General features: G+C 64.9%; 21 protein-coding genes and 2 tRNA genes. 11 read left to right on the top strand and 12 right to left on the bottom strand.

The annotated features are described in order from the left end of the window. Positions 1-213 precede the first annotated feature (213 nt). The 6 genes from CGZ88_RS06965 to CGZ88_RS06940 form a co-directional block, all read right to left on the bottom strand. Entirely contained in the window at positions 214-1,152 is a 939-nt protein-coding gene (locus CGZ88_RS06965) for an ABC transporter ATP-binding protein (RefSeq protein ID WP_101671450.1), read from the bottom strand. 163 nt (positions 1,153-1,315) lie between these two features. Beyond that, on the bottom strand, positions 1,316-2,017 hold the full coding sequence (locus tag CGZ88_RS06960) for a ribonuclease HII (RefSeq protein WP_101671449.1): 702 nt from the start codon (positions 2,015-2,017) through the stop codon (positions 1,316-1,318). Positions 2,018-2,241: 224 nt separating this feature from the next. Further along, positions 2,242-2,982: a signal peptidase I gene (lepB, locus tag CGZ88_RS06955; protein ID WP_231371394.1), complete on the bottom strand. Its 741-nt coding sequence runs from the start codon at positions 2,980-2,982 to the stop codon at positions 2,242-2,244. A gap of 277 nt (positions 2,983-3,259) precedes the next feature. Next, positions 3,260-3,625, bottom strand: a complete 366-nt coding sequence (gene rplS, locus CGZ88_RS06950) for a 50S ribosomal protein L19 (RefSeq protein ID WP_026644690.1) — start codon at positions 3,623-3,625, stop codon at positions 3,260-3,262. A 415-nt stretch (positions 3,626-4,040) separates the two neighbouring features. Beyond that, entirely contained in the window at positions 4,041-5,738 is a 1,698-nt protein-coding gene (gene pgi, locus CGZ88_RS06945; RefSeq protein ID WP_026644691.1) for a glucose-6-phosphate isomerase, read from the bottom strand. A gap of 231 nt (positions 5,739-5,969) precedes the next feature. After that, the gene (locus CGZ88_RS06940; protein WP_101671595.1) at positions 5,970-7,181 is read right to left on the bottom strand and encodes a mannose-1-phosphate guanylyltransferase; all 1,212 of its coding nucleotides are present in this window, start codon (positions 7,179-7,181) and stop codon (positions 5,970-5,972) included. 150 nt (positions 7,182-7,331) lie between these two features. Between CGZ88_RS06940 and CGZ88_RS06935 the strand changes: the two genes are divergently transcribed. From CGZ88_RS06935 to CGZ88_RS06925, 3 genes are all read left to right on the top strand, one after another. Then, a tRNA-Thr gene (locus tag CGZ88_RS06935) sits at positions 7,332-7,407 on the top strand. A gap of 79 nt (positions 7,408-7,486) precedes the next feature. Continuing rightward, a tRNA-Leu gene (locus CGZ88_RS06930) sits at positions 7,487-7,566 on the top strand. Positions 7,567-7,624: 58 nt separating this feature from the next. Further along, positions 7,625-8,635, top strand: coding sequence for an AEC family transporter (locus CGZ88_RS06925; RefSeq protein WP_101671448.1), 1,011 nt, complete (start codon positions 7,625-7,627; stop codon positions 8,633-8,635). Here CGZ88_RS06925 and CGZ88_RS06920 read toward each other — a convergent pair. The 5 genes from CGZ88_RS06920 to CGZ88_RS06900 all read right to left on the bottom strand — a co-directional run bounded on the left by CGZ88_RS06920 (position 8,632) and on the right by CGZ88_RS06900 (position 13,698). After that, on the bottom strand, positions 8,632-9,936 hold the full coding sequence (locus tag CGZ88_RS06920; protein WP_081663954.1) for a peptidoglycan bridge formation glycyltransferase FemA/FemB family protein: 1,305 nt from the start codon (positions 9,934-9,936) through the stop codon (positions 8,632-8,634). The genes CGZ88_RS06925 and CGZ88_RS06920 overlap by 4 nt on opposite strands. Before the next feature lie 42 nt (positions 9,937-9,978). Next, complete coding sequence (locus tag CGZ88_RS06915; RefSeq protein ID WP_026644695.1) at positions 9,979-11,244, bottom strand: aminoacyltransferase; 1,266 nt, start codon at positions 11,242-11,244, stop codon at positions 9,979-9,981. A 162-nt stretch (positions 11,245-11,406) separates the two neighbouring features. Next, complete coding sequence (locus tag CGZ88_RS06910; RefSeq protein WP_026644696.1) at positions 11,407-12,114, bottom strand: non-canonical purine NTP pyrophosphatase; 708 nt, start codon at positions 12,112-12,114, stop codon at positions 11,407-11,409. An 80-nt stretch (positions 12,115-12,194) separates the two neighbouring features. Beyond that, positions 12,195-12,965 carry a ribonuclease PH gene (gene rph, locus CGZ88_RS06905; RefSeq protein WP_026644697.1) on the bottom strand — a complete coding sequence of 257 codons (771 nt, stop codon included), beginning with the start codon at positions 12,963-12,965 and terminating at the stop codon, positions 12,195-12,197. A gap of 94 nt (positions 12,966-13,059) precedes the next feature. Further along, positions 13,060-13,698, bottom strand: coding sequence for a Pr6Pr family membrane protein (locus CGZ88_RS06900; protein WP_026644698.1), 639 nt, complete (start codon positions 13,696-13,698; stop codon positions 13,060-13,062). 154 nt (positions 13,699-13,852) lie between these two features. On the opposite strand from CGZ88_RS06900, the gene CGZ88_RS06895 reads away from it, so the two are divergent. Continuing rightward, entirely contained in the window at positions 13,853-15,181 is a 1,329-nt protein-coding gene (locus tag CGZ88_RS06895; protein WP_026644699.1) for a nicotinate phosphoribosyltransferase, read from the top strand. Between the two features lie 85 nt (positions 15,182-15,266). Next, positions 15,267-16,274 (top strand): aldo/keto reductase, encoded by a 1,008-nt coding sequence (locus tag CGZ88_RS06890; RefSeq protein WP_101671447.1) that lies wholly within the window; start codon positions 15,267-15,269, stop codon positions 16,272-16,274. A gap of 78 nt (positions 16,275-16,352) precedes the next feature. On the opposite strand, the gene CGZ88_RS06885 is transcribed toward CGZ88_RS06890, so the two are convergent. Further along, positions 16,353-16,709, bottom strand: a complete 357-nt coding sequence (locus CGZ88_RS06885) for a DUF3039 domain-containing protein (RefSeq protein ID WP_081663955.1) — start codon at positions 16,707-16,709, stop codon at positions 16,353-16,355. Positions 16,710-16,901: 192 nt separating this feature from the next. Here CGZ88_RS06885 and coaD point away from each other — a divergent pair, with 192 nt between their 5' ends. The 6 genes from coaD (at position 16,902) to CGZ88_RS06855 (ending at position 22,184) form a co-directional block, all read left to right on the top strand. Further along, positions 16,902-17,390, top strand: coding sequence for a pantetheine-phosphate adenylyltransferase (gene coaD / locus CGZ88_RS06880; RefSeq protein WP_026644701.1), 489 nt, complete (start codon positions 16,902-16,904; stop codon positions 17,388-17,390). 24 nt (positions 17,391-17,414) lie between these two features. Beyond that, positions 17,415-18,095 carry an ATP synthase subunit B family protein gene (locus CGZ88_RS06875; protein WP_243390098.1) on the top strand — a complete coding sequence of 227 codons (681 nt, stop codon included), beginning with the start codon at positions 17,415-17,417 and terminating at the stop codon, positions 18,093-18,095. Positions 18,096-18,223: 128 nt separating this feature from the next. Beyond that, positions 18,224-18,856 carry a YceD family protein gene (locus tag CGZ88_RS06870; protein WP_101671446.1) on the top strand — a complete coding sequence of 211 codons (633 nt, stop codon included), beginning with the start codon at positions 18,224-18,226 and terminating at the stop codon, positions 18,854-18,856. Between the two features lie 105 nt (positions 18,857-18,961). Beyond that, positions 18,962-19,156 (top strand): 50S ribosomal protein L32, encoded by a 195-nt coding sequence (gene rpmF, locus CGZ88_RS06865; protein WP_026644704.1) that lies wholly within the window; start codon positions 18,962-18,964, stop codon positions 19,154-19,156. A 127-nt stretch (positions 19,157-19,283) separates the two neighbouring features. Continuing rightward, positions 19,284-20,045, top strand: a complete 762-nt coding sequence (gene rnc / locus CGZ88_RS06860) for a ribonuclease III (RefSeq protein WP_051198437.1) — start codon at positions 19,284-19,286, stop codon at positions 20,043-20,045. 213 nt (positions 20,046-20,258) lie between these two features. Beyond that, a complete protein-coding gene (locus CGZ88_RS06855) occupies positions 20,259-22,184 on the top strand; it encodes an acetolactate synthase large subunit (RefSeq protein ID WP_081663957.1) in 1,926 nt (641 codons plus the stop codon). The last annotated feature ends 1 nt before the right edge of the window (position 22,185 follow it).

Below are 22,185 nucleotides of genomic sequence, written 5' to 3'. Positions count from 1 at the left end.
TGTTCATCGACTGCATATCCGATGACGCAGCCGGCCCCTCGTCAGCCGTCAGCTGTCCGCTCACCGCCAACTGTGCGTTCGACTGTGCGGCCAACTGATCATCTGCCGTCGCCGTCGTATCCACCACCGACTGCGTATCCGCTTGCACCGCGCGAAGCGACCGGGCGACGGCGGCGGGGCTGCGGTGGAAAAGCCTCCAGAGGGCAAACGTGTTCATCGTAGGGCTCCTTGCGAAGGATTGCGTGGATACCCAGCCATCATCGGCGCACCACCCATGGGGCCACTCGTCATGGCACCGTTGCGAGCACCATCGACGCGCGCACCATCCCCCATCGGCCAATTCGCCGCACTGCCCATCCGCTGATTCGCCGCGTCGAGTACGATGCCGTCGCGCATGTGGACGGTGCGACCGCAGAAGGCGGCGATGTTCGGGTCATGCGTGACGAGCACGACGGCAGCATTGTTCGCGGCGGCCGCTTCCATCAGCAGCTGCATGACGTCGCGGCCGGTGTTCTGGTCGAGCGCGCCGGTCGGCTCGTCGGCGAAGATGATCGCCGGATTTACGCACAGCGCACGCGCGATCGCCACGCGCTGCATCTGTCCGCCGCTCATCTCGCCGGGGCGGCTGAACATCAGGTGGCGCAACCCGATGCGGTCCAGCCAGCTGAGGGCGCGGTCAGTGGCCTCGCGGTACGCCATGCCGGACAGCATGAGCGGCAGCGCGACGTTCTCGACAGCCGGCAGTTCGGGCAGCAGCTGTCCCGATTGAAAGACGAATCCGAAGGCCTGACGACGCAAACGTGTGCGCTCGGCTTCGCTGATGCGATCGATGTCGGCACCGCGGAACATCACACGACCGGTCGTCGGCTTCGTGATGCCGGCGAGCACATGCAGCAGCGTCGACTTGCCCGACCCCGACGGCCCCATGATCGCCACACGTTCGCCTTCGCCAACGAGGAAATTCGCATGGTTGAGCGCCGGCGGCTGCCCAGGTTGGATGGTGCTGCGCGATGTGGCGTTGTAATCCATAACAAGGTCGATGCCGTGCAGCACCGGCGTCGGGGCGCCTTGCTGTGTGCGCACGGCGCGCGGCTGGTGCGCCGCCGGCGGATCGTTGATGCTGAATTGCTGTGACGGGTTCTGTACGTTCATGGTTGCCACGCTACGATTGCGCCGCCCGCGCAACCATCATGCATCGGGATGACTTTGCCCCGCCTTCCACGCATCTCTCAACCTTAAGGATGACGCACACGATTGCATATCCGCACAGGGGGCCACCCTTGCATTTACAGCTATGGAGCGTCGGCGACGCCACTCACGTCAGCTTCCAGCTGACGCGATGCAGATCGCTCGGACCGTATTGAACAATCGCCTCGCGATGCGCCTGCGAACCGTAGCCTTTGTTGTGCGCCCACCCGTAGCGCGCATAGTCGGGGTTCTCCTCGGCGAGCGCAACCATGAGCCGGTCGCGCTTCACCTTCGCGAGCACGGCGGCGGCTGCGACCGAACAGCATCGCTGATCACCCTTGACCTGAGTGACGACGTATGGCAATACCGGCGCGAGCGGCGCTTCAAAAGACATGAACGCTTTCGAGATGTAGTCGCTCGGCCCATCGAGAATCGCGCCAACGCGCACGCCACCTTCTTGTTCGAGGCCGAGCGCGCGTTCGACCTCATCGAGCGCCCGCAGCGCGGCGATGCCGAGAGCATAGGTGATGCCCCATTCATCGATTTCCTGATTCGTCGCCGAGCCGATGGCGTACGCGTCCACCCACTTCTGCAGCGGCTCGTACAGCGCTTCGCGACGATGCTCGGTGAGCATCTTCGAATCCGCCAGATATTGCGGAATCGACTGCTGCGCGCGGTCGAGATCGGCAGCGTGGAACGCTGCGGCGCCGACCATCACCGGCCCCGCGAGCGACCCGCGTCCCACTTCGTCGAAGCCGACGATGACATCGTATCCATCCGCCGCGATGCGCCGCTCGAGCTCAAACGTTGGCACTGCGGAAATGCTCATCCCATCCTCTTTCCTGATCGTCTGATCGTTCGACGTTCCGCCCACTACACTGCGCGATCACCCTCACCGCCGCTCCACGCGAATCACTTTCACGCTACGCGACCGCCCATTCGCTGCACATCGTCACTGCGCGCAGCCGCCGTGCACAAGCAGTTCCAGCAGCCGGCCACCACGCCGGCCACGCCGCGGCAGTCGTCACCACCTACCGTGCTTCACGTGAAACGTCACTCACTCGTTTCGCGCGAAGGCACATCGGCGAAGACGTCGTGATGCGCGCTCAGCCAACCGATACGGTTAAGTGGCCAGTAGCGCGCGAAGGCGACGCCGACGATGTCGCTGATCGGCACGAGCCCGTTGTCACCATCGTTCTGATGGTATCGGGAATCCGCGGAATTCGAACGATTGTCACCCATCACAAACACATGTCCCGGCTTAACGGTCACCTTGAATGGGAACGCGCTCGGCTCCGCGCCCGGCTTGATATACGACGTCTCGTCGATGGCGACGCCGTTGATGACGACCGGCGCACCGTTGCCGTCGCACTCGACGATGTCGCCCGGCAGCCCGATGAGTCGTTTGATCAGGTATTCGCTCGCGAACGTTGTCTGCTCATCGGCAAGCCAATTCGCAGGGTCTTTGAAGACAACGATGTCACCCCGCTTGAGCTTGGTGACGCGCGGCGTGAGCTTCGTCGTCACAACGCGGTCGCCGGGGACGATCGTGTCCTCCATCGACTTCGACGGAATGACGTACATGCCGAACAGGAACACGCGCATCAGCACGACGATGGCGATCGGCAACGCGCACCACAACAGGAAATCGCGCACCGTGAACTTCGCGTCCGGCTTAGCTTGGTTGGCATGCCGCGCGTTGGTCGCGTCGTCGCGGCCGGCACCGCCCGGCGACGGCATAGGCGCGTCTTCGCCGCCCATACGGGTGCCCTCGGCTGACGAATCGTTGCGCATGAATCTCCTGACTGTTGGCTGCAGTGCTCATCGTCGCATTCGCACCCCCGAAGGCGCGACTGCGCTGTACGTCATTGTATGACATCGCTGGCATAACGGCCGCGCGCACGCACAACCCCATCACATTGCGCCGCGAACTGAATCGTCGCCGCCGACAGCAAAACCAACGAACAATCAACAAACATCAACAAAAACGAAAGAGGACCCGCGGTTGCGGATCCTCTGACGATCATGCACGCGCACTGCCGACGTCGAAGGTCGACGCGCGCGGCCGCACTCACTTGGCGGAGTTGTCGCGACGCTCGACGATGCGAGCGGCCTTGCCGCGCAGGTTGCGCAGGTAGTAGAGCTTCGCGCGACGCACGCGGCCACGACGAACGACCTTGATCGAGTCGATCGACGGGGAGTGCAGCGGGAAGCGACGCTCAACGCCGGTGCCGAAGCTGATCTTGCGCACGACGAAAGTCTCGCGAACGCCCGCGCCCTGACGCGCGATCACCACGCCGGTGAAGGTCTGGATACGGGAGTTGTTGCCTTCCTTGATCTTCACGTTCACGTCAACGGTGTCGCCCGGACGGAACGCCGGGATCTCGTCGGCCGGCTTCATGTGCTTGGCGTCGAATGCCTCAATAGCGTTAACCATGGTGTTCCTCGCTCGCTGCCGCATATCAGCGCAGTGGTTGGGGCAGCCGTCGCGCGGACGCCGCCTGATTTTCGCGGACCGCTGCGGCCCGCGTTGCCGATCCGCCGAAAGTCACGTTCGACTGGACCTGAAGATGCGCGGGGTTATGCGGCACCCCATGCATCGGCACAACGTTCAGTAGTATACACACGGCCATGAACAGTCTCGGACGTCATCGGTCAGGCATCCGCCACCGCGGCGGCACCCTATAGGTGGCATCACCCACAAACGGCCATTGGCGGCCGATCGGCTCATCGAAGCAGCCAGAGAACGCATAAGGTGCACAGCCCATACTGGGCCATGCACCTTATGCCTCGTTCAGCAGCCGCTTCAGCTACTCAGCCACCGCAGCAAACCGCAGCCGCCACCGCGGAGATCAGAACTCGCGGACCTTGCGGTAGAAGTTGATCAGGCTGCGCGTGGACGCGTCCTGGGCGGCGAGCGCCTCATCGTTCTGCGAAATCGCCGGCGTGATCTCCTTCGCGAGCTGCTTGCCGAGCTCGACGCCCCACTGGTCGTAGGAGTCGAGGCCCCACACGGTGCCTTCGACGAAGGTGATGTGCTCGTAGAGCGCAATCAGCTCGCCGAGCGCGAACGGATCAAGACGCACGCCCATGATGGACGTCGTCGGACGGTTGCCGGTGAACACGCGGGCCGGGACGATGTCCTCCGGCGTGCCTTCGGCGCGCACTTCGTCAGCGGTCTTGCCGAAGGCGAGCGCCTTCGTCTGCGCGAAGTAGTTGCCGAGCAGCAGCTCGTGCATATCCTGGTCGCCGTCCTTGAGCGGGTTCGGCGTGTTCGCGAAGGCGATGAAGTCGGCCGGGATGAGCTGCGTGCCCTGATGGATCAGCTGGAAGAACGCGTGCTGGCCGTTGGTGCCCGGCTCGCCCCAGAAGATCTCGCCGGTCTCGGTCGTCACCGGGGTGCCGTCCCAACGCACGGACTTGCCGTTCGATTCCATCGTCAGCTGCTGCAGGTACGCCGGGAAGCGGTGCAGGTACTGGTCGTACGGGAGCACGGCGTGCGAAGCGACCTTGTAGAAGTTGCGGTACCAGACGTTGAGCATGCCCATGAGCACGACGACGTTCTTCTCGAACGGCGTGTTCTTGAAGTATTCGTCGATCTGATGGAAGCCGTTGAGGAACTCCTCGAAGCGCGCCGGTCCGAAGACGATGGCGAGCGTCAGGCCAACGGCGGAATCGACGGAGTAGCGGCCGCCGACCCAATCCCAGAAGCCGAACGCGTTCTTCGGGTCGATGCCGAAGTCCTTGACGCGCTCGAGATTCGTCGAGACGGCGACGAAGTGCTTCTCCACGGCCTCGGCCTTGGACTCGCCGTCGCCGGAAATCGCGCCGGAGGCCTGCAGCTCCTCGAGGAGCCAAGCGCGCGCCTCACGAGCGTTTGTCAGCGTCTCAAGCGTGCCGAAGGTCTTGGAAACGACGACGAAGAGCGTCGTCTCCGGGTCGAGGTCGCGCGTCTTCTCGGCGATGTCGTTCGGGTCGATGTTGGAGACGTAGCGCGCCTTGATGCCGGCGTCCGCGAACGGCTTGAGCGCTTCGTACGCCATGACGGGGCCCAGATCGGAGCCACCGATGCCGATGTTGACGACGGTCTCGATTTCCTTGCCGGTGACGCCCTTCCATTCGCCGCTGCGAACCTTGTCGGCGAACGCGTACATGCGATCGAGGGTCTCACGGACGTCCTTGACGGTGTCCTGGCCGTCGACGATGTACTTGCCTTCGTCTTCGGCCGGGCGGCGCAGCGCGGTGTGCAGCACGGCGCGGTCCTCGGTGTTGTTGATGTGCACACCGGTGTACATCTGCTCGGTGCGCTCGGCGAGCTTGACCTCATCGGCGAGCTCGGCGAACAGCTTCAGCGTCTCCGGCTTAATCAGGTTCTTGGAAAGATCGAAATGCAGCGTGCCCGCGTCGAAGGACAGCGCATCCACACGGTTCTCGTCCTCGGCGAACCACTTCTTGAGGTCGACGCCTTCGGTCTGCATGTCGTCGTAATGACGCTGCAGCTTGGCCCACGCCTCGGTCTGGGTGGCGTCGACTGGAGGATTGATTGCCATTGTTGGTCCTTTCATCATCATCTTCTGCAAAGCGCGCGTGCTGCGATGGCGCCATGCGCGCCGCCGTCAGTCGGCATACGTTTGCAACGCTTCACAGAACACACACACTACTCACGAAATAAGACAGTGCCTCCCGTCGGCTGTGCGCGATGTGACATCGCTCATTGCTTAACGACGTTAACCGAAAAATGGCGCAACGCCGCCGCTGACGTGCCCCGCATGCACGGGTGCCTACAGCAGTTCGTCGTCTCCCGATTCCGCCAGATGCTTGACGATCGCCTTGACCTCCTGACTGCGTGCGCGCGGCGCGACGAGCAGCGCATCGGGGGTGTCGACGACGACCATGTCGTTCACGCCGAGCAGCGCGATCGTGCGGTCGCCGCCGGCAACGATGACGTCACCAGCCGAGTCGAGCGTCGTGACGTCGTCAAGTGAACCGAGCACTTTGTTGTTGCGTTCGTCGACGCTCGGCAGCAGAGCGGCGACCGAATTGAAATCGCCGACGTCGTCCCACCCGAAATCACCCGGAATCATCGCGACGCCGCCTTCGACAGACAGCGGCTCGGCGACCGCGTAATCGAAGGCGATCTTCTCGATCGACGGCCAGTGGCGCGCCATCGCCGCGTCGCGATGCGCGTGGAAATCCTCGCGTTGCACGGTTTCGCGCGGGTTCTCGCCGTGCATGCGCGCCGTTTCGACGGCCGTCTCGTACGCGTGGTCGTCGGCGACGATTGCGTCGGCGATCGCGTCGATCGCGCGCGCCAGCCGCGGCTTTTCCTTGTGCAGATGGTCCATCAGCACGCTCGCGCGCATGACGAACATGCCGGCGTTCCAACGATATTCGCCGGTCGACAGGTACGCCTGCGCGGTGACGGCGTTCGGTTTCTCGACGAATCGTTCGACGAGCGTCGCATCGGGCGCGTCCGGGATCTGCGCGGCGAGCGAACCGCCTTCGTGGATGTAGCCGAAGGCCGTCGACGGGCGCGACGCGGCGATGCCGATCGTCGTCACATAACCGGCACGCGCGGTCTGCACCGCCTGACGCACGGCCTCGATGAACGCGAGCTTGCCGCGGATGACGTGGTCGGCGGCGAAGGATCCGACGATGATGTCGTCGCTGTGGCGGCGCATCAGCACGGCCGTCGCGAGCGCGATCGCCGCCGTTGAATCGCGCGGCGACGGTTCGGCGAAGATATGCTCGGCGCTGAGTTCCGGCAGCTGTTCGCGCACGGCGGCGACGTGGCGTTCGCCGGTGCTCACGCACACATGGTCGATGCCGCAGATCGCGGCGAGCCGGTCGAAGGTCGTCTGGATGAGCGTGCGTCCCTGGCCGAGCAGGTCGAAGAGGAACTTCGGTTTGCTTTCGCGGCTCAGCGGCCACAACCTTGTGCCGGTGCCGCCTGCGGGGATGATGGCGTAGAAATCGTCGAATCCGTTACTCATGCCGTTCATCTTACACAAGCCGCGCAGCGGCTTTCCCTTGCGCCGCCTCGCGTTGCGCGGCGTGCGGGCGGCGTTCGCGACACGCCCGACACACGCGAATTGCGCAATCCGCCGGCTTCGACTACACTCACCATCTTGTGCACTAAGCACGCCACTTTAGCTCAGTCGGTAGAGCGGCTCACTCGTAATGAGCAGGTCGACAGTTCGATTCTGTCAAGTGGCTCCACTGCCCTAGGCCCACAAGCCTAGGGTTTTTGTTTTCCGGACGCCGACGCGGCGACGGAATGCCGAAACCTTGCAGTGACGCGCGAGTGGCGTAATGGTAGCCGCGCAGGATTTAGGTTCCTGTGTCTTTGACGTGCGGGTTCGAGTCCCGTCTCGCGCACGCGAACCACCCATCGTCCTTTTCGCGGAGTCATCCGCACGTCCCCGACCGAGGCACCATGCTCACGCTGCTTCAACCCATCGCCTTGCTGGGCATCATCGTCATCGGCTATCTGTTCAAACGCGGCGGTCTGTTCGACCAACGCGACTACCGCATCATCCAGGTCGTGCTGTTCGACCTCGTCCTTCCCGGCGCGATCGTCTACTCCTTCGCGAAGAACCCGCACGACCTGTCGCTGCTATGGCTGTCCGCCTACGGTTTCATCGTCGCGCTCATTCCGGTCGTCGTCATCTATCTGGCGACGTCGCGTCGGCCGATCGCGAGCCGCGCGTTCCTGATGCTCAACGCCTCGGGCCTGAACATCGGCTGTTTCTGTTTCCCCGTCGTGCAGGCCTTCCTCGGTTCGGCAGCCGTCGTGCCGGCCGCGATGTTCGACATCGGCAACTGCATCATGGTCGCCGCCGGCACGAACGTGATGACGCAGACGCTGCTGCACATCCGCCCGGGGCGCACGCTCGCCGAGCAGGGCGCCAGCGACGCGCCGACGTTGCCATACGAGAAGCCGAACGACCCGGACGCAAAGCGCCTTGCGCGCCGCGCGCTGCGCCGCACGGTCCTCAAGGGCTTCTTCGCTTCGGTTCCCTTCGACGTCTACGTCGTCATGATCGTGCTGACGGCCGCCGGCGTCTCGCTGCCCGTCTGGTTCGCGAACCTGTTCGCGCCGCTGGCGAACGCGAACGCCTTCGTCGCGATGCTGATGGTCGGCATGCTGATGGACGTGCCCTCCGACCGGCGCGACGTCCTCGCCGTGCTGCGCGTCATCGCCTGGCGCCTGCCCTTCGGAATCCTGTTCGCGCTCGCCGCCTGGCATTGGCTGCCCTTCGACCCGATGATCCGCGAAGCGACGATGATGTGCTGTCTGGCGCCAATCGCCGTCTTCTCCACGTTGTTCACCGATGAGGTGCTCGGCAACGCAAAACTAGCCGGATTCTCCCTCGCGGTGACCGCCGCCCTCAGCATCCTGCTGATGACCGGAGCGCATATGCTCATCGCCGCCGGGCTGATCTAGCCGAGGACCTTTTTCAGCGTGTTCCGAAGCGCAATCCGCGTGCGGCTCACCGGCAGCGTGAATTCGCCGACGAGCTCCTCGACCTGCCCGTTGAATCCCTGCTTGAACTCGAGCACGCCGTGGCCCTCGTCGTCCGGATCGTCGAAGACACCGTCGATGCCATAGAAGTTGTAGCGCGTGATGCCCTTGTCGAGGCACAGCCGGACCATCGCCTCGTGCTGGATCAGCGCGCTCGCGTAGAACGGCTTGTATTCCTCGACGCTGCCCGAATACAGGTAGACGGTCTCCCGCGGATGCGTCACGAATAGCGAGCACGCGGCCGGCAGCATCGCGCCGCGCGCCGTGAGCTCGCGTGCAGCGTCGAGGCGTTTGCGCGCGGCCTTGAGGTTGCTCGATTCCTCGTTGTGGCGCCGGCGCAGTTTCGTCGTCTCGCGCTGCGCGATCTTCTCCTCGAGCTCCGAGACGACCTCCTCGAGCCGCCGCACCTTCTCCTGCATCGACGCCTCATATGCGGCCGTGTCGATATAGGCGATCAGGAAATGCGCGCGATTGCCGAACGCAGCCGCGAAGTCATGGAAGTACTGTTCACCGCGGTAGGCGAAATGCCGGCGCTGCGCCGTCTGCCGCTCGATGTCGGCGAAGACGCCCAGTTCGTCGGCGCCGACCTCCTTGACGACGACGCCCATCGACCGCGCCCGCCCGATGCTCCACTGCGTGCGTTTCTCATACGAGCCGAGCAGTTCATCGGCCGTCGTGTACGCGCTGAGATCCTTGACATACACCCAGCGGTTGATGACGCTGTCGTAGCCGCGGGTGAAGGGCTGATGTCTCCAGCCGAGTGCCTCGAACGCGCGCAGATACCCGTCGTGCGGCGCCTCGCTCGGCGTGCCGTCCGAGGCGCGCAGCCGGTAGACGAGGTTCGGCCATGCCGCCACTTCGATCGCATGATGCCGTTTCGCGTCTGCATGAATCGCATCGCTCACAGCGGACAGCATCGGCGTGTCATCCGGGTCGCAGAGCGGGCCGAGCCAGATTGATCCGCTCATACCGAAGCGGCTTGGTGTGTAGGCGATCATCGCGCCGGCGACGACATGCCCGTCGCCGTCCTCAAGCCCGACGTTGGAGCATGTCACACCGTGCTTCGCCGCGAGTGTCGCCATTCGTGAACTCTGCTGGAAATTGCCGCGCGGGTCGCGAGCGCTGAGCGCGTCGAGTTGTTCGGCGGTCAGCTGCGCCGCCGTCCACCGCCGCGCGCCCTGACCAGTACGCTGACCGGCGTCATGAGTATCGTTCGCAGTCATAAGGCCATCAGTGTATCCGCGCCATATGGCGCGCCCGAGGCCTCATCCGCGCAATTTATGGACAAACTGTTCGAATCTGTATATATTCGGCCGCAGCACGCGCATGAACTCGCCGGGCAGTTCCTCGACGTAGCCGTCGAAGCCCTGCTTGAATTCGAGCACGCCGCGTCCCTCGCTGTCCGGATCGTCGAAGATGCCGTCGATGCCGTAGAAGTTGTACCGCGTCACGCCGCGTTCGACGCACAGGTGCAACATCGCCTCGTACTGGATCAGCGCGCTCGCATAGAACGGCTTGTACTCTTCGACGCTGCCGGAGAACAGGTACACCGTTTCCTGCGGCACCGTCACGAACATCGACGCGGCGACCGGGATGTACGGCCCGCGTTCGAGCAATGTGGCCGCCTCTTCGTAGCGTTTTTCCGCGGCTTTGAGATTGCTTGATTCCTCGTTGTGCCGACGGCGCAGTTTCGTCGTTTCGCGCTGCGCGAGTTTGTCGTCGAGTTCGTCGACGAGCCGCTGGAGGTCGTCGCGTTTGCGCTGCATCGCGTCATGGTATGCCTGCGTGTCGATGCGCGCGACGAGGAAGTGCACGTCGTCGCCGAAAGCTGCCGCGAATTTGCGGAAGTACTGTTCGCCGCGGTATTCGAAGTGACGTCGTTCTGCCGTCTGCTGTTCGATTGCGGCGAAGACGTCGAGTTCGTCGATGCCGACGCGGCGCACTTCGACACCCATCGACTGCGCGCGCTTGACGCTCCACTGCGTGCGTTTGCTGAAGGTGGCGAGCAGTGTCTTGCTGTCGGTGACGCCATCGAGGTCCTTGAGGAATCGCCAGCGCGGCACCGCCGTGTAGCCGCGCGTGAAACCGCCGTGCGTCATGCCGGCAGCCTTGAGGTTCTCCAGTATTGCCGTGTCGGGTGCGCCCTGCAGCCCGGGCAGCGGCTCGCCCTGCGCGTCGCGCAGCTGGTACGGCTGTTCGGGCGTGATGTCGAGGTGCACGGCGTGGCGGCGGCGTTTCGCCATCATGGCGATGTGCTCGAGGAAGAAGACGGTGAGTTCGCGGTCGTCGAGGTCGCACAGCGGACCGTCGGCGATCGTGCTGAAGGCGGTGGGGCCGGAGCCGTGCGTGGCGACGAGCGCGGCCGCGACTACCTCGCCGTCCTCGCGCACGCCGACGTAGTCGATGACCTGACCTTGGCTCACCCTCAGGTCGGCCATCATCACGGTCTGCTGGAAATTGCCGTGCCGGGCGCGCACCGCGAACCCGGCGAACTCGTCACGGGTCAGATCGGTGAACACGAACTGCCGCATCACAAAAACCTCCACTCATCGGCGCTTGCGGGCGCGGCGCATGCCGCGCCCACGAACGAACAATGAACAATGAACAAAAAGAACGGACGGGGCCGGCGGGCAATCCGTCCGCCGTGTATACCCGGCGGCCCATGCGCGCGAACCGCGAGCCCCGTGTGGCGATCAGAGCAGCGCTTCGATCGCCGGCACGAGCGCGCGCAGCGCCTTGCCGCGGTGCGAAATCGCGTTCTTCTGCTCCGGCGTCATCTGCGCGCTCGTGAGCAGTTCGCCGCTCGCGACCGCGTCGGCCGGCTGCTCGTCTGGCATGAAGATCGGATCGTAGCCGAAGCCGTTCGCACCATGCGGGTGGCGCACGATCGTTCCCGCCATCTCGCCAAGCACGACGGTCTCGCGCGCGTCCACGAGGCCGTCGCCGTCGCCGTCGTCGATGTCATCGCCGGCGACCACGTCGCAGGTGTCCTCCTCGTCGGCCACCGGCGCAACAAGCGCGGCCGCGCAACGGAAACGCGCTGTGCGGTCGTCGTCTGGGATGTCCTCGATCTGCGCGAGCAGCAGACGGTTGTTGGCTTCGTCGTTGCCGTGCTCGCCGCTCCAGCGCGCCGAGAGGATGCCCGGCGCGTTGCCCATGACGTCGACGATCAGGCCGGAGTCGTCGGCGATCGCCGGCAGTCCGGTGCGCAGCGCCACGAACCGTGCCTTGAGCAGCGCGTTCGCCTCGAAGGTGACGCCGGTCTCGACCGGGTCCGGCAGTCCGAGGCTGCCGGCGGACACGAGTTCGATATCGCCCGCACGCTCGCCGAGCTGTTCGGCGAGGATTGCGCGGATCTCCACGAGTTTGCCTTCGTTATGCGTCGCCACGACGATCTTCATGGCGCTCCTTTCCTACGATTCCTGCGATGTCTGCGTTATCTACAACGACTGTTATCTGCAACGGCTGCGTGAGAAGCCGCTCACTCGGCGTCGAGTTCCTCGAGCGCGGCGCGCTGCGCGGCCTGCAGCTCGCGGTTGCCCTTCGTCGCCAGATCGAGCAGCACGTTGAGTTCGTCACGGGAGAACGGACGATGCTCGGCCGTGCCCTGGATCTCGATGAACTCGCCCGAGCCGGTCATCGCGACGTTCATGTCGGTCATCGCGCGGCTGTCCTCGAGATACGGCAGATCGAGCATCGGACGGCCGTCGATGATGCCGACCGACACGGCGGAGACGCTGTCCTTGATGACGCGCTTCGCGCTGCGGATGCGGCGGTTCTTCTGCGCCCAGCGCAACGCGTCGACCATCGCCACGTAGGCGCCGGTGATCGACGCCGTGCGCGTGCCGCCGTCGGCCTGCAACACGTCGCAGTCAAGCTGGATCTGGTTCTCGCCGAGCGCCTTCATGTCGACGACGCCGCGCAGGCAGCGGCCAATCAGACGGCTGATCTCATGCGTGCGTCCGCCAACCTTGCCGCGCACCGATTCGCGGTCGGTGCGTTCAGTGGTCGCGCGCGGCAGCATCGCGTATTCGGCCGTCACCCAGCCCAGGCCGCTGTCCTTGCGCCAGCGCGGCACGCCCTGCGTGAACGTGGCCGTGCACATGACGCGCGTGTTGCCGCATTCGATGAGCACCGAGCCTTCCGGGACGTCGGTGAACGCGCGCGTGATCCGCACGGGCCGCAGCTCGTCGCTCTGCCGCCCGTCGGGGCGGATGACGGTGGTCGAACTGATCATGTCCTTGATTTCCATGCTGTGGCTTCCTTCGGATTACCGGATGCTGCCATCGGCGCGCGGCTGGCGCGCGAGACGTGTCCTCGTGTACTTCGTTACCGATGATAGCCGCTCACGCGCCGCCGCCGGCGAGCGCGCGCGCCGGCATCGCGCGGTCGATGATGCACACGAGCGCGCCGACGACGAGGAACGCGGCGACGATCTTGAGACACGAGACACCGAAATTCGCCCAGCCGATCGACGGCAGGTCGAGGAACGTGTACGGGTACGGGCTGCCGCCGACGCCGGGGCCGACGCCATGCGGCCACCACCATGCGCGCGCGAGCACGAAGATCAGATACAGCGGCGGGTAGATGAGCCACAGCAGCGGATAGGTCGGCTTGTAGCGGCGATGGACGTCGAAGACGAGAAAATCGATGACGACCATGATCGGCACGATGCGGTGCAGCATCGTGTTCGTCATGATGCCGAGGATCTGCGGCACGTAGCGCGGGTCGTCGGGCGGCATCATGAAGAACGCGACGAGCGCGACGACGACGGCGTAGGTCGTCGCCATCCCCTTGAGCCACGCCGGCGGCTGCTCGCCGTGCACGAGCGACGCGGCGCCCGCCCACAGCATGACGAAGGCGATGAGCGCGCCGGTCTGGAACGTGAAATACACCCAACGGTTCGGTATCCGCCACGCCTCGGAGGTGCCCATGATGCACAGCGCGGCGATCGCCAGCCGCCAGATTCCCGCAATGAAACGCATGTCCCCAGCATACCGGCACGCCTGCGCCGCCCCCGCACCGCCTCACGATATGGTCGCGCGCTGCCCGTTGCCGCGCCGAGGGACTACTGTGGTGCGCATCACGCGCCCGTCCGCGCCCAGACGCGGGGCATCCGGCAGCTTCCAAGGAGTTCCCATGGTCGACTACAACCCGGTCCTGATGACCGACATGTACGAGTACACGATGCTCGACGCGACGCTGCGCGACGGCACAGCGTCGCGCGACTGCGTGTTCGAGGTCTTCACACGCCACCTTCCCGAAGGGCGCCGCTACGGCGTCGTCGCCGGCACCGGACGCCTGCTCGACGCGCTCGCCGACTTCCATTTCGCCGACGACGACCTTAAGTTCCTGCGCGACCGTCGCATCGTCAACAAGGAGACCATCGACTGGCTCGAGCGTTTCGAATTCCACGGCTCGATCCGCGGCTACCGCGAAGGCGAAATGTACTTCCCGAACTCGCCGATCCTGCAGGTCGAGGGTTCGTTCGGCGAATGCACGCTGCTCGAAACGCTGATCCTGTCGATCCTCAACTACGATTCCGCGGTCGCGGCGGCCGCTTCGCGCATGACGTCGGCCGCGAAGAACCGCCCGTGCATGGACATGGGCGGCCGACGCACGAACGAATGGGCGGCCGTCGCCGCCGCGCGCGCATCGATCGTCGGCGGCTTCCAGGGCACCGCGAATCTGCTCGCCGCGAAACTCTACGATCTGACGGCGATCGGTACGGCCGCGCATTGCTTCACACTCGTGCACGACAGCGAACGCGCTGCCTTCGAATCGCAGATCGACGCGCTCGGCAAGAACACGACGCTGCTCGTCGACACCTACAACATCGAGGAGGCCGTGAAGACCGCGGTCGAGGTCGCCGGCCCCGAACTCGGCGGCGTGCGCATCGACTCGGGCGACCTCGCGTCGCTCGCGCAGCGCGTACGCAACCAGCTCGACGCGCTCGGCGCCGTCAACACGAAGATCACGGTGACGAACGACCTCGACGAATACGCGATCGCGTCGCTGCAGACGGCGCCGGTCGACTCGTACGGCGTCGGCACGCAGCTCGTTACCGGCTCCGGCGCGCCGACCTGCGCGATGGTGTACAAGCTCACTGAACGCTCCGGCGACGACGGCACGATGGTGCCGGTCGCGAAGAAATCGACGGACAAGGCGACGGTGCCCGGCCGCAAGCTCGCGTTCCGCTCCTACGAATACTCGCTTGCCGACTGCGAACACGTCATCGCCGGCCGCAAGGACGAGCTCGACGCGTTCACGCCCGGCGAAGGCTGGCAGGATCTGCTCGTCGATTTCGTTGACCACGGGCAGATCGACGACCGTTGGCGCGGGCACGACGCGATCATCGACGCACGCACGCACCACGAGGAGGCGCTCAAGGCGCTGCCGATCACCGCGCAGTCGCTGATGCGCGGCGACCCGGTGATCCCGACGCAGACGATCGTGCTGCCGCAGTAAGGGTTCTGCGGACGGTTGGCTGAGCGGGCGCATGCCGCTACAATGGGGGCAGCCCATCCCCAACCAGCAAGGCAGCGAGGTCACGATGCTCGAACCGACTTCCCACTACACACCCGATCCGACGCGCTACGAGTCGATGGAGTACCGGCGCTGCGGCGTCAGCGGCCTCAGGCTGCCGCGCATCGCACTCGGCCTGTGGCACAACTTCGGCGACGACACGCCGCTGGCGAACATGCGCGCGACGATCCATACGGCCTTCGACAACGGCGTCACCTACTTCGACCTCGCCAACAACTACGGGCCCGAACCCGGAGCCGCCGAGCGCAACTTCGGCCATATCCTGCGCGCCGACCTGGCCGCGCACCGCGACGAACTCGTCATCGCGACAAAAGCCGGCTTCGAGATGTGGGACGGCCCATACGGGCGGGGCGGCAGCCGCAAATACCTGCTGGGCAGCCTCGATGCGTCGCTCTCACGCCTCGGCCTCGACTACGTCGACGTCTTCTACCACCACTGCATGGACCCGGACACGCCGCTCGAGGAATCGATGGGCGCGCTTGCGACGGCCGTGCACAGCGGCAAGGCGCTCTACGTGGGCCTGTCGAACTACGACGGCGCGACGATGGAACGCGCGATGGGCATCCTCGCCGACCTGCATGTGCCGTGCATCGTCAACCAGAACCGCTACAACATCTTCGACCGCACGATCGAACACAACGGCCTCAAGGAGGCCGGCGCGCGCCTCGGCAAAGGCCTCGTCACCTTCTCGCCGCTCGATCAGGGGCTGCTCACCGACCGCTATCTCAACGGCATCCCCGCCGACAGTCGCATCGCGCGCGACGGTCGCTTCCTGCAGGAGAGCGCGCTCACCGACGACCGGCTGCGCCGCATCCGTGGCCTCAACGAGCTGGCGACGCAGCGCGGCCAGTCGCTCGCCGAGATGGCGCTCGCGTGGCTGCTGCACGACCCGGCCGTGACGACGGTGCTCGTCGGCGCCTCGCGCCCCGCGCAGCTGATCGACGACCTCGCCGCGCTCGACAACACCGCATTCACCGCCGACGAGCTCGCGCGCATCGACATACTTGCCCGATAGCCGGATGTTGCTCTCCCCCAGCGTCGATTACCGCGGCGACACGCCAAGGTATCTGCGCTGAGGGAGTGCACCCTCCAACTAGAATTGCGCCCCGCCATACTCCGCATAGATGCGCTTGCACTCGGGGCAGATCGGATAATCCGCCGGATTGCGCTTCGGCACCCACACCTTGCCGCACAGCGCGACGACCGGACGCCCCGTCAGCCGCGACTCCTCGATGCGTTCGCGGGAGACGTAGTGCGCGAAGCGGTCGGCGTCGCCGTTGTCGCTGCGCTGTGCCTGCTCCTCCTCGGCTGGCCGTTCGAGCACCGTCGTGCCGGTGTTCGTGTCCGGTTCGGTCTGCGTAAGCGGATCGGCCTCGCCGACGGCCCCCGCATACCCACGAGACTGTTCAAACTGTTCAAGCTGGTCAAGCTGTTCGATTGCTGCTTCCATGATGTTCTCCGTTCCGCGGCGCACCCATCCGCGTCCACCCGCGCGCCGCGCCCGCGGCGCATCCGGTGCGTTTGCAGTGCGTCCATGATAACGCACCCGCATCTGCCCAACCGCGCACTGCCCGTGCACATTCCCGCCGTCTTTTTTGTGAAACGCGGCCCGAAAACCCCACATGTCGCTACTCTTGTACATATGACTATTGCTGTATGCCCCGGATCCTACGATCCGATCACCGACGGCCACCTCGACGTCATCCGGCGCTGCGCGCGCCTGTTCGACGAAGTGCACGTCGTCGTCGCCGTGAACGCCGCGAAGACGCCGCTGTTCACCGAGGAGGAGCGCGTCGACATCATCCGCCACACCCTTGGGACCGACGACACGAACATCGTCGTCAGTTCCACCGAAGGGCTCATCACCGACTACTGCGAGAAGGTCGGCGCGACCGTCATCGTCAAGGGGTTGCGGCAGAACGGCGATTACGAAGCTGAGTTGGGCATGGCGCTCGTCAACCGCAAACTCGCCGGCATCGAAACGATGTTCCTCCCCGCCGATCCGGTGCTCGAGCACATCTCGAGCTCCGTCGTCAAGGACGTCGCACGGCACGGCGGCGATGTGCGCGGCATGGTCCCCGATTACGTCGTCGAAAAACTCAACATCGCGCTCGGGGCGGCGTGCCGCTGATCCACGCATGGAGGAAGGACGAATATGACGGACGAGACACCGGTCGACGACACCGACGAGCACATCCCGGCGAACGCGGGGGGCCGTGCGGCTTTCAACATGGGCGACCTGCCCGACCTGCGCGACCATCCGGGCTCCGAGGCGCCGTCGCGCGAGCAGGAGGAGTTCACGACCGTCTACGACACGATCGACGCGATGGAGCGCACGCTCAACGAGGCGAAGGGCACCATGTTCTCGCCGACGCTCGTGAAGATCGACCGTGAGGACTTCCTCGACCAGCTGCAGTCGCTCAAGGCGATGCTGCCCGTGCAACTCGAACGCGCCTCCGCGCTGATGCGCGAGGCGGAGCGTCGTCTTGAAGGCGCGCAGTCGCAGGCGAACGTCATCATCACGTCGGCGCAGAGCCGCGCCGCCGACATGATCCGCGATGCGAACGACCAGGTGCAGTTCCTGACGAGTCAGGAGAACATCACGCAGCTGGCGCGCGAAAAGGCGACGCAGATGCTCAACAAGGCGCAGCACACCTCCGATCGCCTGACGCAGGGCGCCGACCGCTACTGCATCGGCGTCATGAACGATCTGCAGGAGCAGCTCGACAAGCTCAAGCGGGACGTCGCCGGCGGCCTCAAAGTCCTCGAGGACCGTCAGCAGAAGGCCGCGCAGGACGTGCCGCACGTCTCCGACGACGACTACCCGCAGTCGTGACGCCGGAGGCCAACGCGGAATAATCGTTGTGTATCAACGATTGGTTGAACCGGACGACAACGACGGCAAAGACGACAGAACACAAATCACAGACGAAATCACAGACGACATCAAGAAAAGAGGAACGCATGGCACGTGTGCAGTACACAGATTGGACGGTGCCGGTCGCGCAGGTCGGCTCGCACGCGGGGCAGCAGATGCCGCTCAAGCGCACCTTCCCGGCGCCGTCGGGCATCGGCGACAGCATCGTCGGCGTCACTGAGGGCGCCGACGTCCACGTCGACGGACAGTTCGATTCGATCGTAGACGGGCTCATCTTCACCGGCACGTTCACGGCGCCGGTGCACGCCGTGTGCTCGCGCTGCGACACGCCGCTCGACGACGACTGGAGCGAACAGGTGACGGCCTTCTTCCCCTACGAGGAGCAGCAGTCAGAATCCAAAGGCAAGGGCGGCAACGACGAAGACGTCGAGATCATCGCCGGCGAGGACGAAGCCGAGGACGTCTATCCGCTGATGGACAACGGATCCTTCGCCGACCTCGAGGCGCTGATCCGCGACACCTTCGTCGACGCGCTGCCGCTGCAGCCGCTGTGCCGACCCGACTGCAAGGGCCTGTGCCCGCAGTGCGGCGTCGACCTCAACGAGCATCCCGATCACCGTCACGAAACGACCGACATCCGTTTCGCCGGCCTCGAAGCGCTCAAGGCGCAGCTCGAAGCCTCCGCCGGCGAAGACGGCGCGGACGCCGCCGAAAACTAACCTCCGCAGCCCGCGTCACAGCACGCGCGTCGCGTTTGTACGGCCGATGCGTTAGACTTCTGAACGCTTAAGCTCAATTGTTCGATCGAATAGAGGAAACAAACTATGGCACTGCCAAAGTACAAGATGTCGCGCGCCAACACGCGTTCGCGCCGCGCTAACTGGAAGACCAAGGCCGTCCCGACGATCAGCTGCCCGAACTGCGGCGCTCCGACGATGGCTCACGTGGCCTGCCCGACCTGCGGCTCCTACCGCGGTCGCGTCTATCGCGAGGCCATCCGCAGCACCTACGCTCGCTGAGTCGCGGATTTCCATACCCTATAAACGAAAACGCTCTGCCATCGACGGGTGGCAGAGCGTTTTCGTTTGTCCCGGTGGCATACACCGTCAGCTGCCGCCGCATACACCGCCGACTACTATGGCAGACATGACCAACCATGTGACCGTAACCATCGACGACCCCAACCCCGCGCACCCGCTGTTCGAGGCGCTCGGTACGACGTTGCAGCCGGATCTGCTCGTCGAAGCCCTCACCCACCGTTCGTTCTCCCATGAGCATCCCGACGCGAAGAACTATGAGCGTCTTGAGTTCCTCGGCGACGCTGTCCTCGAACTCGTCGTCACCGAAACGCTGTACAAAGCGCATCCGGACATGACCGAAGGCCAGCTTGCGAAGATCCGTGCGAAGGCCGTCTCCGAGGAGTCACTGTCCGCGATCGCGCGTACGAAGCTCGACGTGAGCCCGTACATCCTGCTCGGCCATGGCGAAATGGAGCAGGGCGGCGCCGAGAAAAGCTCGATCCTGTGCGACATCGTCGAATCGCTGATCGGTGCGACCTTCGTCGAATACGGCATCGACGGGGCGCGCGAAGTCGTCCACCGTCTCGTCGACGACACACTCGCCGAAGTCGCGAGCGAGGGTCCTGCGCTCGATTGGAAGACATCGCTCACCGTGAAGGCGCATCAGCTGGGACTCGGCGAGCCGCGCTACCAGATGTCGGTCGGCGGTCCCGAATACGCGCAGCAGTTCACGGCGCGTGCGATGCTCGGCGACAGCGACGACGTCATCGGCATCGGCCGTGGCACAAGCAAGCGCAAGGCGCAGCTCGCCGCCGCCGAACAGGCCTGGAAGAACCTCGACGCCGCCGCCGCGAACGCCGTCAACGAGGACGCGGCAGACGGCGACTGACCGGCGCGGACGGCCGGACGTCGCATCAGCGAACGGAATCGGCGCGGGCCTCACCCGCAACGGTCGCTGGGCGGTACCACCGCTCTCTGAACTTCCCCAACCTGCCCGAAAAAGGATTCATCATTCGGTCACGTATGCCGACCTCCTGCCGGTTTCCAGTAGGATGACGTGGACAACCAGCAGACACGAACCAAGAAAAGGGAGGGATCAGCAGTGTCACCTACACCCCTGCAGGCGTTCAGCGGCGTGACGAAATCCGCCGCCGCCCATCACAAGCATGCGGTCACCGACGGTGAGAAGATGACGGGTGCGCAGGCGCTCGTCCGCGCTCTTGAGGATCTGGGTGTCAAGGACGTCTTCGGCGTCCCCGGTGGCGCGATTCTGCCCGTCTACGACGCCATCAACGAGAACACGGCCTTCCGTTTCATCCTCGCGCGTCATGAGCAGGCGGCCGGTCACGCCGCCGAAGGCTACGCTGTCGCCACCGGCGAGGTCGGCGTGTGCATCGTCACCTCCGGCCCGGGTGCGACGAACGTCATCACGGCGATCGCCGATGCGAACATGGATTCGATTCCGATGATCGTCATCACCGGCCAGGTCGGCGTCAACTCGATCGGCACCGACGCGTTCCAGGAAGCGGACATCGTCGGCGCGACGTATCCGGTCGCCAAGCATTCATATCTCGTCACGAGCGCGCAGGATGTGCCACGCGTGCTCGCCGAAGCGCACTACATCGCGCGTTCGGGTCGTCCGGGTCCGGTCGTCGTCGACCTGACGAAGACCGCGCAGAACGAGGAGATGTACTACACGTGGCCGCAGCGCATGATTCTGCCCGGCTACAATCCGACGACCGAGGCGCATGGCCGCGTGCTGACGACGGCCGCGGAACTGTTCCAGCGTTCGTTCCGCCCGGTGCTCTACGTCGGCGGCGGCGCTGTGCGTTCGGACGCCGGCGACGAAATCAAGGCGCTCGCCGACCTGACCGGTGCGCCGATCGTCACGACGCTGCCGGCGCGCGGAATCGTCTCCGATGACGATCCGGCCGTCCTCGGCATGCTCGGCATGCATGGCACGATCGCGGCGACCGGCGCCGTGCAGCGCTCCGATCTGCTCGTCGCGATCGGCGCGCGTTTCGACGACCGTGTCACCGGCAAGCTCGACGCGTTTGCGCCCGGCGCGCGCGTCATCCATATCGATATCGACCCGGCGGAGATCGGCAAGAACCGTGACGTCGACGTGCCGATCGTCGGCGACGTCAAGACGGTGCTGCAGGCGCTGATTCCGCAGATCGAGCAGCTGCATGCCGATTACGGCAAGCCTGACCTGAGCACGTGGTGGAAGCTGCTCAACAAGTGGGTCGAGCAGTATCCGGTGCGCTACGAGGAGCCAACGGACGGCACGCTCGCGCCGCAGTGGGTCGTCGAACAGCTGTCCGAGGCCGCCGATCCGAACACGATCTGGGTTTCCGGCGTCGGTCAGCATCAGATGTGGGCAACGCAGCTCATCAAGTTCCGCAAGCCGCATCAGTGGATCTCCTCGGGCGGTCTGGGCACGATGGGCTTCGGCCTGCCGGCGGCGATCGGCGCATCGGTCGGCTCGCAGCGGTACTTCGACGGCAGCAAGCCGGTGTGGCTCGTCGACGGCGACGGCTCGTTCCAGATGACGAGCGAGGAGCTTGCGACCGCCTTCCTTGAGGGCACGCCGGTCAAGATCGCGCTGCTCAACAATTCGGTGTACGGCATGGTGCGCCAGTGGCAGACGCTGTTCTACGGCAAGCACTATTCGGCCACGATCCTCCACGAGGAGGAGAAGACCGGACTCGTCGGCTGCCCCGACTTCGTCAAGCTCGCCGAAGCCTACGGCTGCGTGGGTCTGCGCGCACGCACGAAGGAGGAGGCGCTCGAGTGCATCCGCAAGGCGAACGAGATCAACGACCGTCCGGTGCTCATCGACTTCCATGTGTGGAAGGACGCGATGGTGTGGCCGATGGTCGCCGCCGGTGATTCGAACAACAACGTCACCTACATGCCGGGTATCAAGCCGCTGCTCAACCCGACCGGCGACGTGAAGCTGAACGATGAGACCGCCGCAGATACGCCGACCACTGATTGCGCCGCGAACGAAGAGAACGAGAACTGAG

Source organism: Bifidobacterium anseris (assembly GCF_002860345.1).
GTDB lineage: Bacteria > Actinomycetota > Actinomycetes > Actinomycetales > Bifidobacteriaceae > Bifidobacterium > Bifidobacterium anseris.
Note: the sequence above shows the minus strand (reverse complement) of the source record. Positions and strands in the feature narration are given on the sequence as shown.

Bases quoted from the DNA above. Each gene is read 5' to 3' on its own strand.
- CGZ88_RS06940 (WP_101671595.1), bottom strand. From the start codon at position 7,181: ATGAGTAACGGATTCGACGATTTCTACGCCATCATCCCCGCAGGCGGC.
- CGZ88_RS06925 (WP_101671448.1), top strand. From the start codon at position 7,625: ATGCTCACGCTGCTTCAACCCATCGCCTTGCTGGGCATCATCGTCATC.
- CGZ88_RS06885 (WP_081663955.1), bottom strand. From the start codon at position 16,709: ATGGAAGCAGCAATCGAACAGCTTGACCAGCTTGAACAGTTTGAACAG.
- CGZ88_RS06965 (WP_101671450.1), bottom strand. From the start codon at position 1,152: ATGAACGTACAGAACCCGTCACAGCAATTCAGCATCAACGATCCGCCG.
- pgi (WP_026644691.1), bottom strand. From the start codon at position 5,738: ATGGCAATCAATCCTCCAGTCGACGCCACCCAGACCGAGGCGTGGGCC.
- CGZ88_RS06895 (WP_026644699.1), top strand. From the start codon at position 13,853: ATGGTCGACTACAACCCGGTCCTGATGACCGACATGTACGAGTACACG.
- CGZ88_RS06920 (WP_081663954.1), bottom strand. From the start codon at position 9,936: ATGACTGCGAACGATACTCATGACGCCGGTCAGCGTACTGGTCAGGGC.
- CGZ88_RS06910 (WP_026644696.1), bottom strand. From the start codon at position 12,114: ATGAAGATCGTCGTGGCGACGCATAACGAAGGCAAACTCGTGGAGATC.
- CGZ88_RS06960 (WP_101671449.1), bottom strand. From the start codon at position 2,017: ATGAGCATTTCCGCAGTGCCAACGTTTGAGCTCGAGCGGCGCATCGCG.
- rph (WP_026644697.1), bottom strand. From the start codon at position 12,965: ATGGAAATCAAGGACATGATCAGTTCGACCACCGTCATCCGCCCCGAC.
- lepB (WP_231371394.1), bottom strand. From the start codon at position 2,982: ATGCGCAACGATTCGTCAGCCGAGGGCACCCGTATGGGCGGCGAAGAC.
- CGZ88_RS06890 (WP_101671447.1), top strand. From the start codon at position 15,267: ATGCTCGAACCGACTTCCCACTACACACCCGATCCGACGCGCTACGAG.
- CGZ88_RS06915 (WP_026644695.1), bottom strand. From the start codon at position 11,244: ATGCGGCAGTTCGTGTTCACCGATCTGACCCGTGACGAGTTCGCCGGG.
- coaD (WP_026644701.1), top strand. From the start codon at position 16,902: ATGACTATTGCTGTATGCCCCGGATCCTACGATCCGATCACCGACGGC.
- rnc (WP_051198437.1), top strand. From the start codon at position 19,284: ATGACCAACCATGTGACCGTAACCATCGACGACCCCAACCCCGCGCAC.
- CGZ88_RS06875 (WP_243390098.1), top strand. From the start codon at position 17,415: ATGACGGACGAGACACCGGTCGACGACACCGACGAGCACATCCCGGCG.
- rpmF (WP_026644704.1), top strand. From the start codon at position 18,962: ATGGCACTGCCAAAGTACAAGATGTCGCGCGCCAACACGCGTTCGCGC.
- CGZ88_RS06870 (WP_101671446.1), top strand. From the start codon at position 18,224: ATGGCACGTGTGCAGTACACAGATTGGACGGTGCCGGTCGCGCAGGTC.
- rplS (WP_026644690.1), bottom strand. From the start codon at position 3,625: ATGGTTAACGCTATTGAGGCATTCGACGCCAAGCACATGAAGCCGGCC.
- CGZ88_RS06900 (WP_026644698.1), bottom strand. From the start codon at position 13,698: ATGCGTTTCATTGCGGGAATCTGGCGGCTGGCGATCGCCGCGCTGTGC.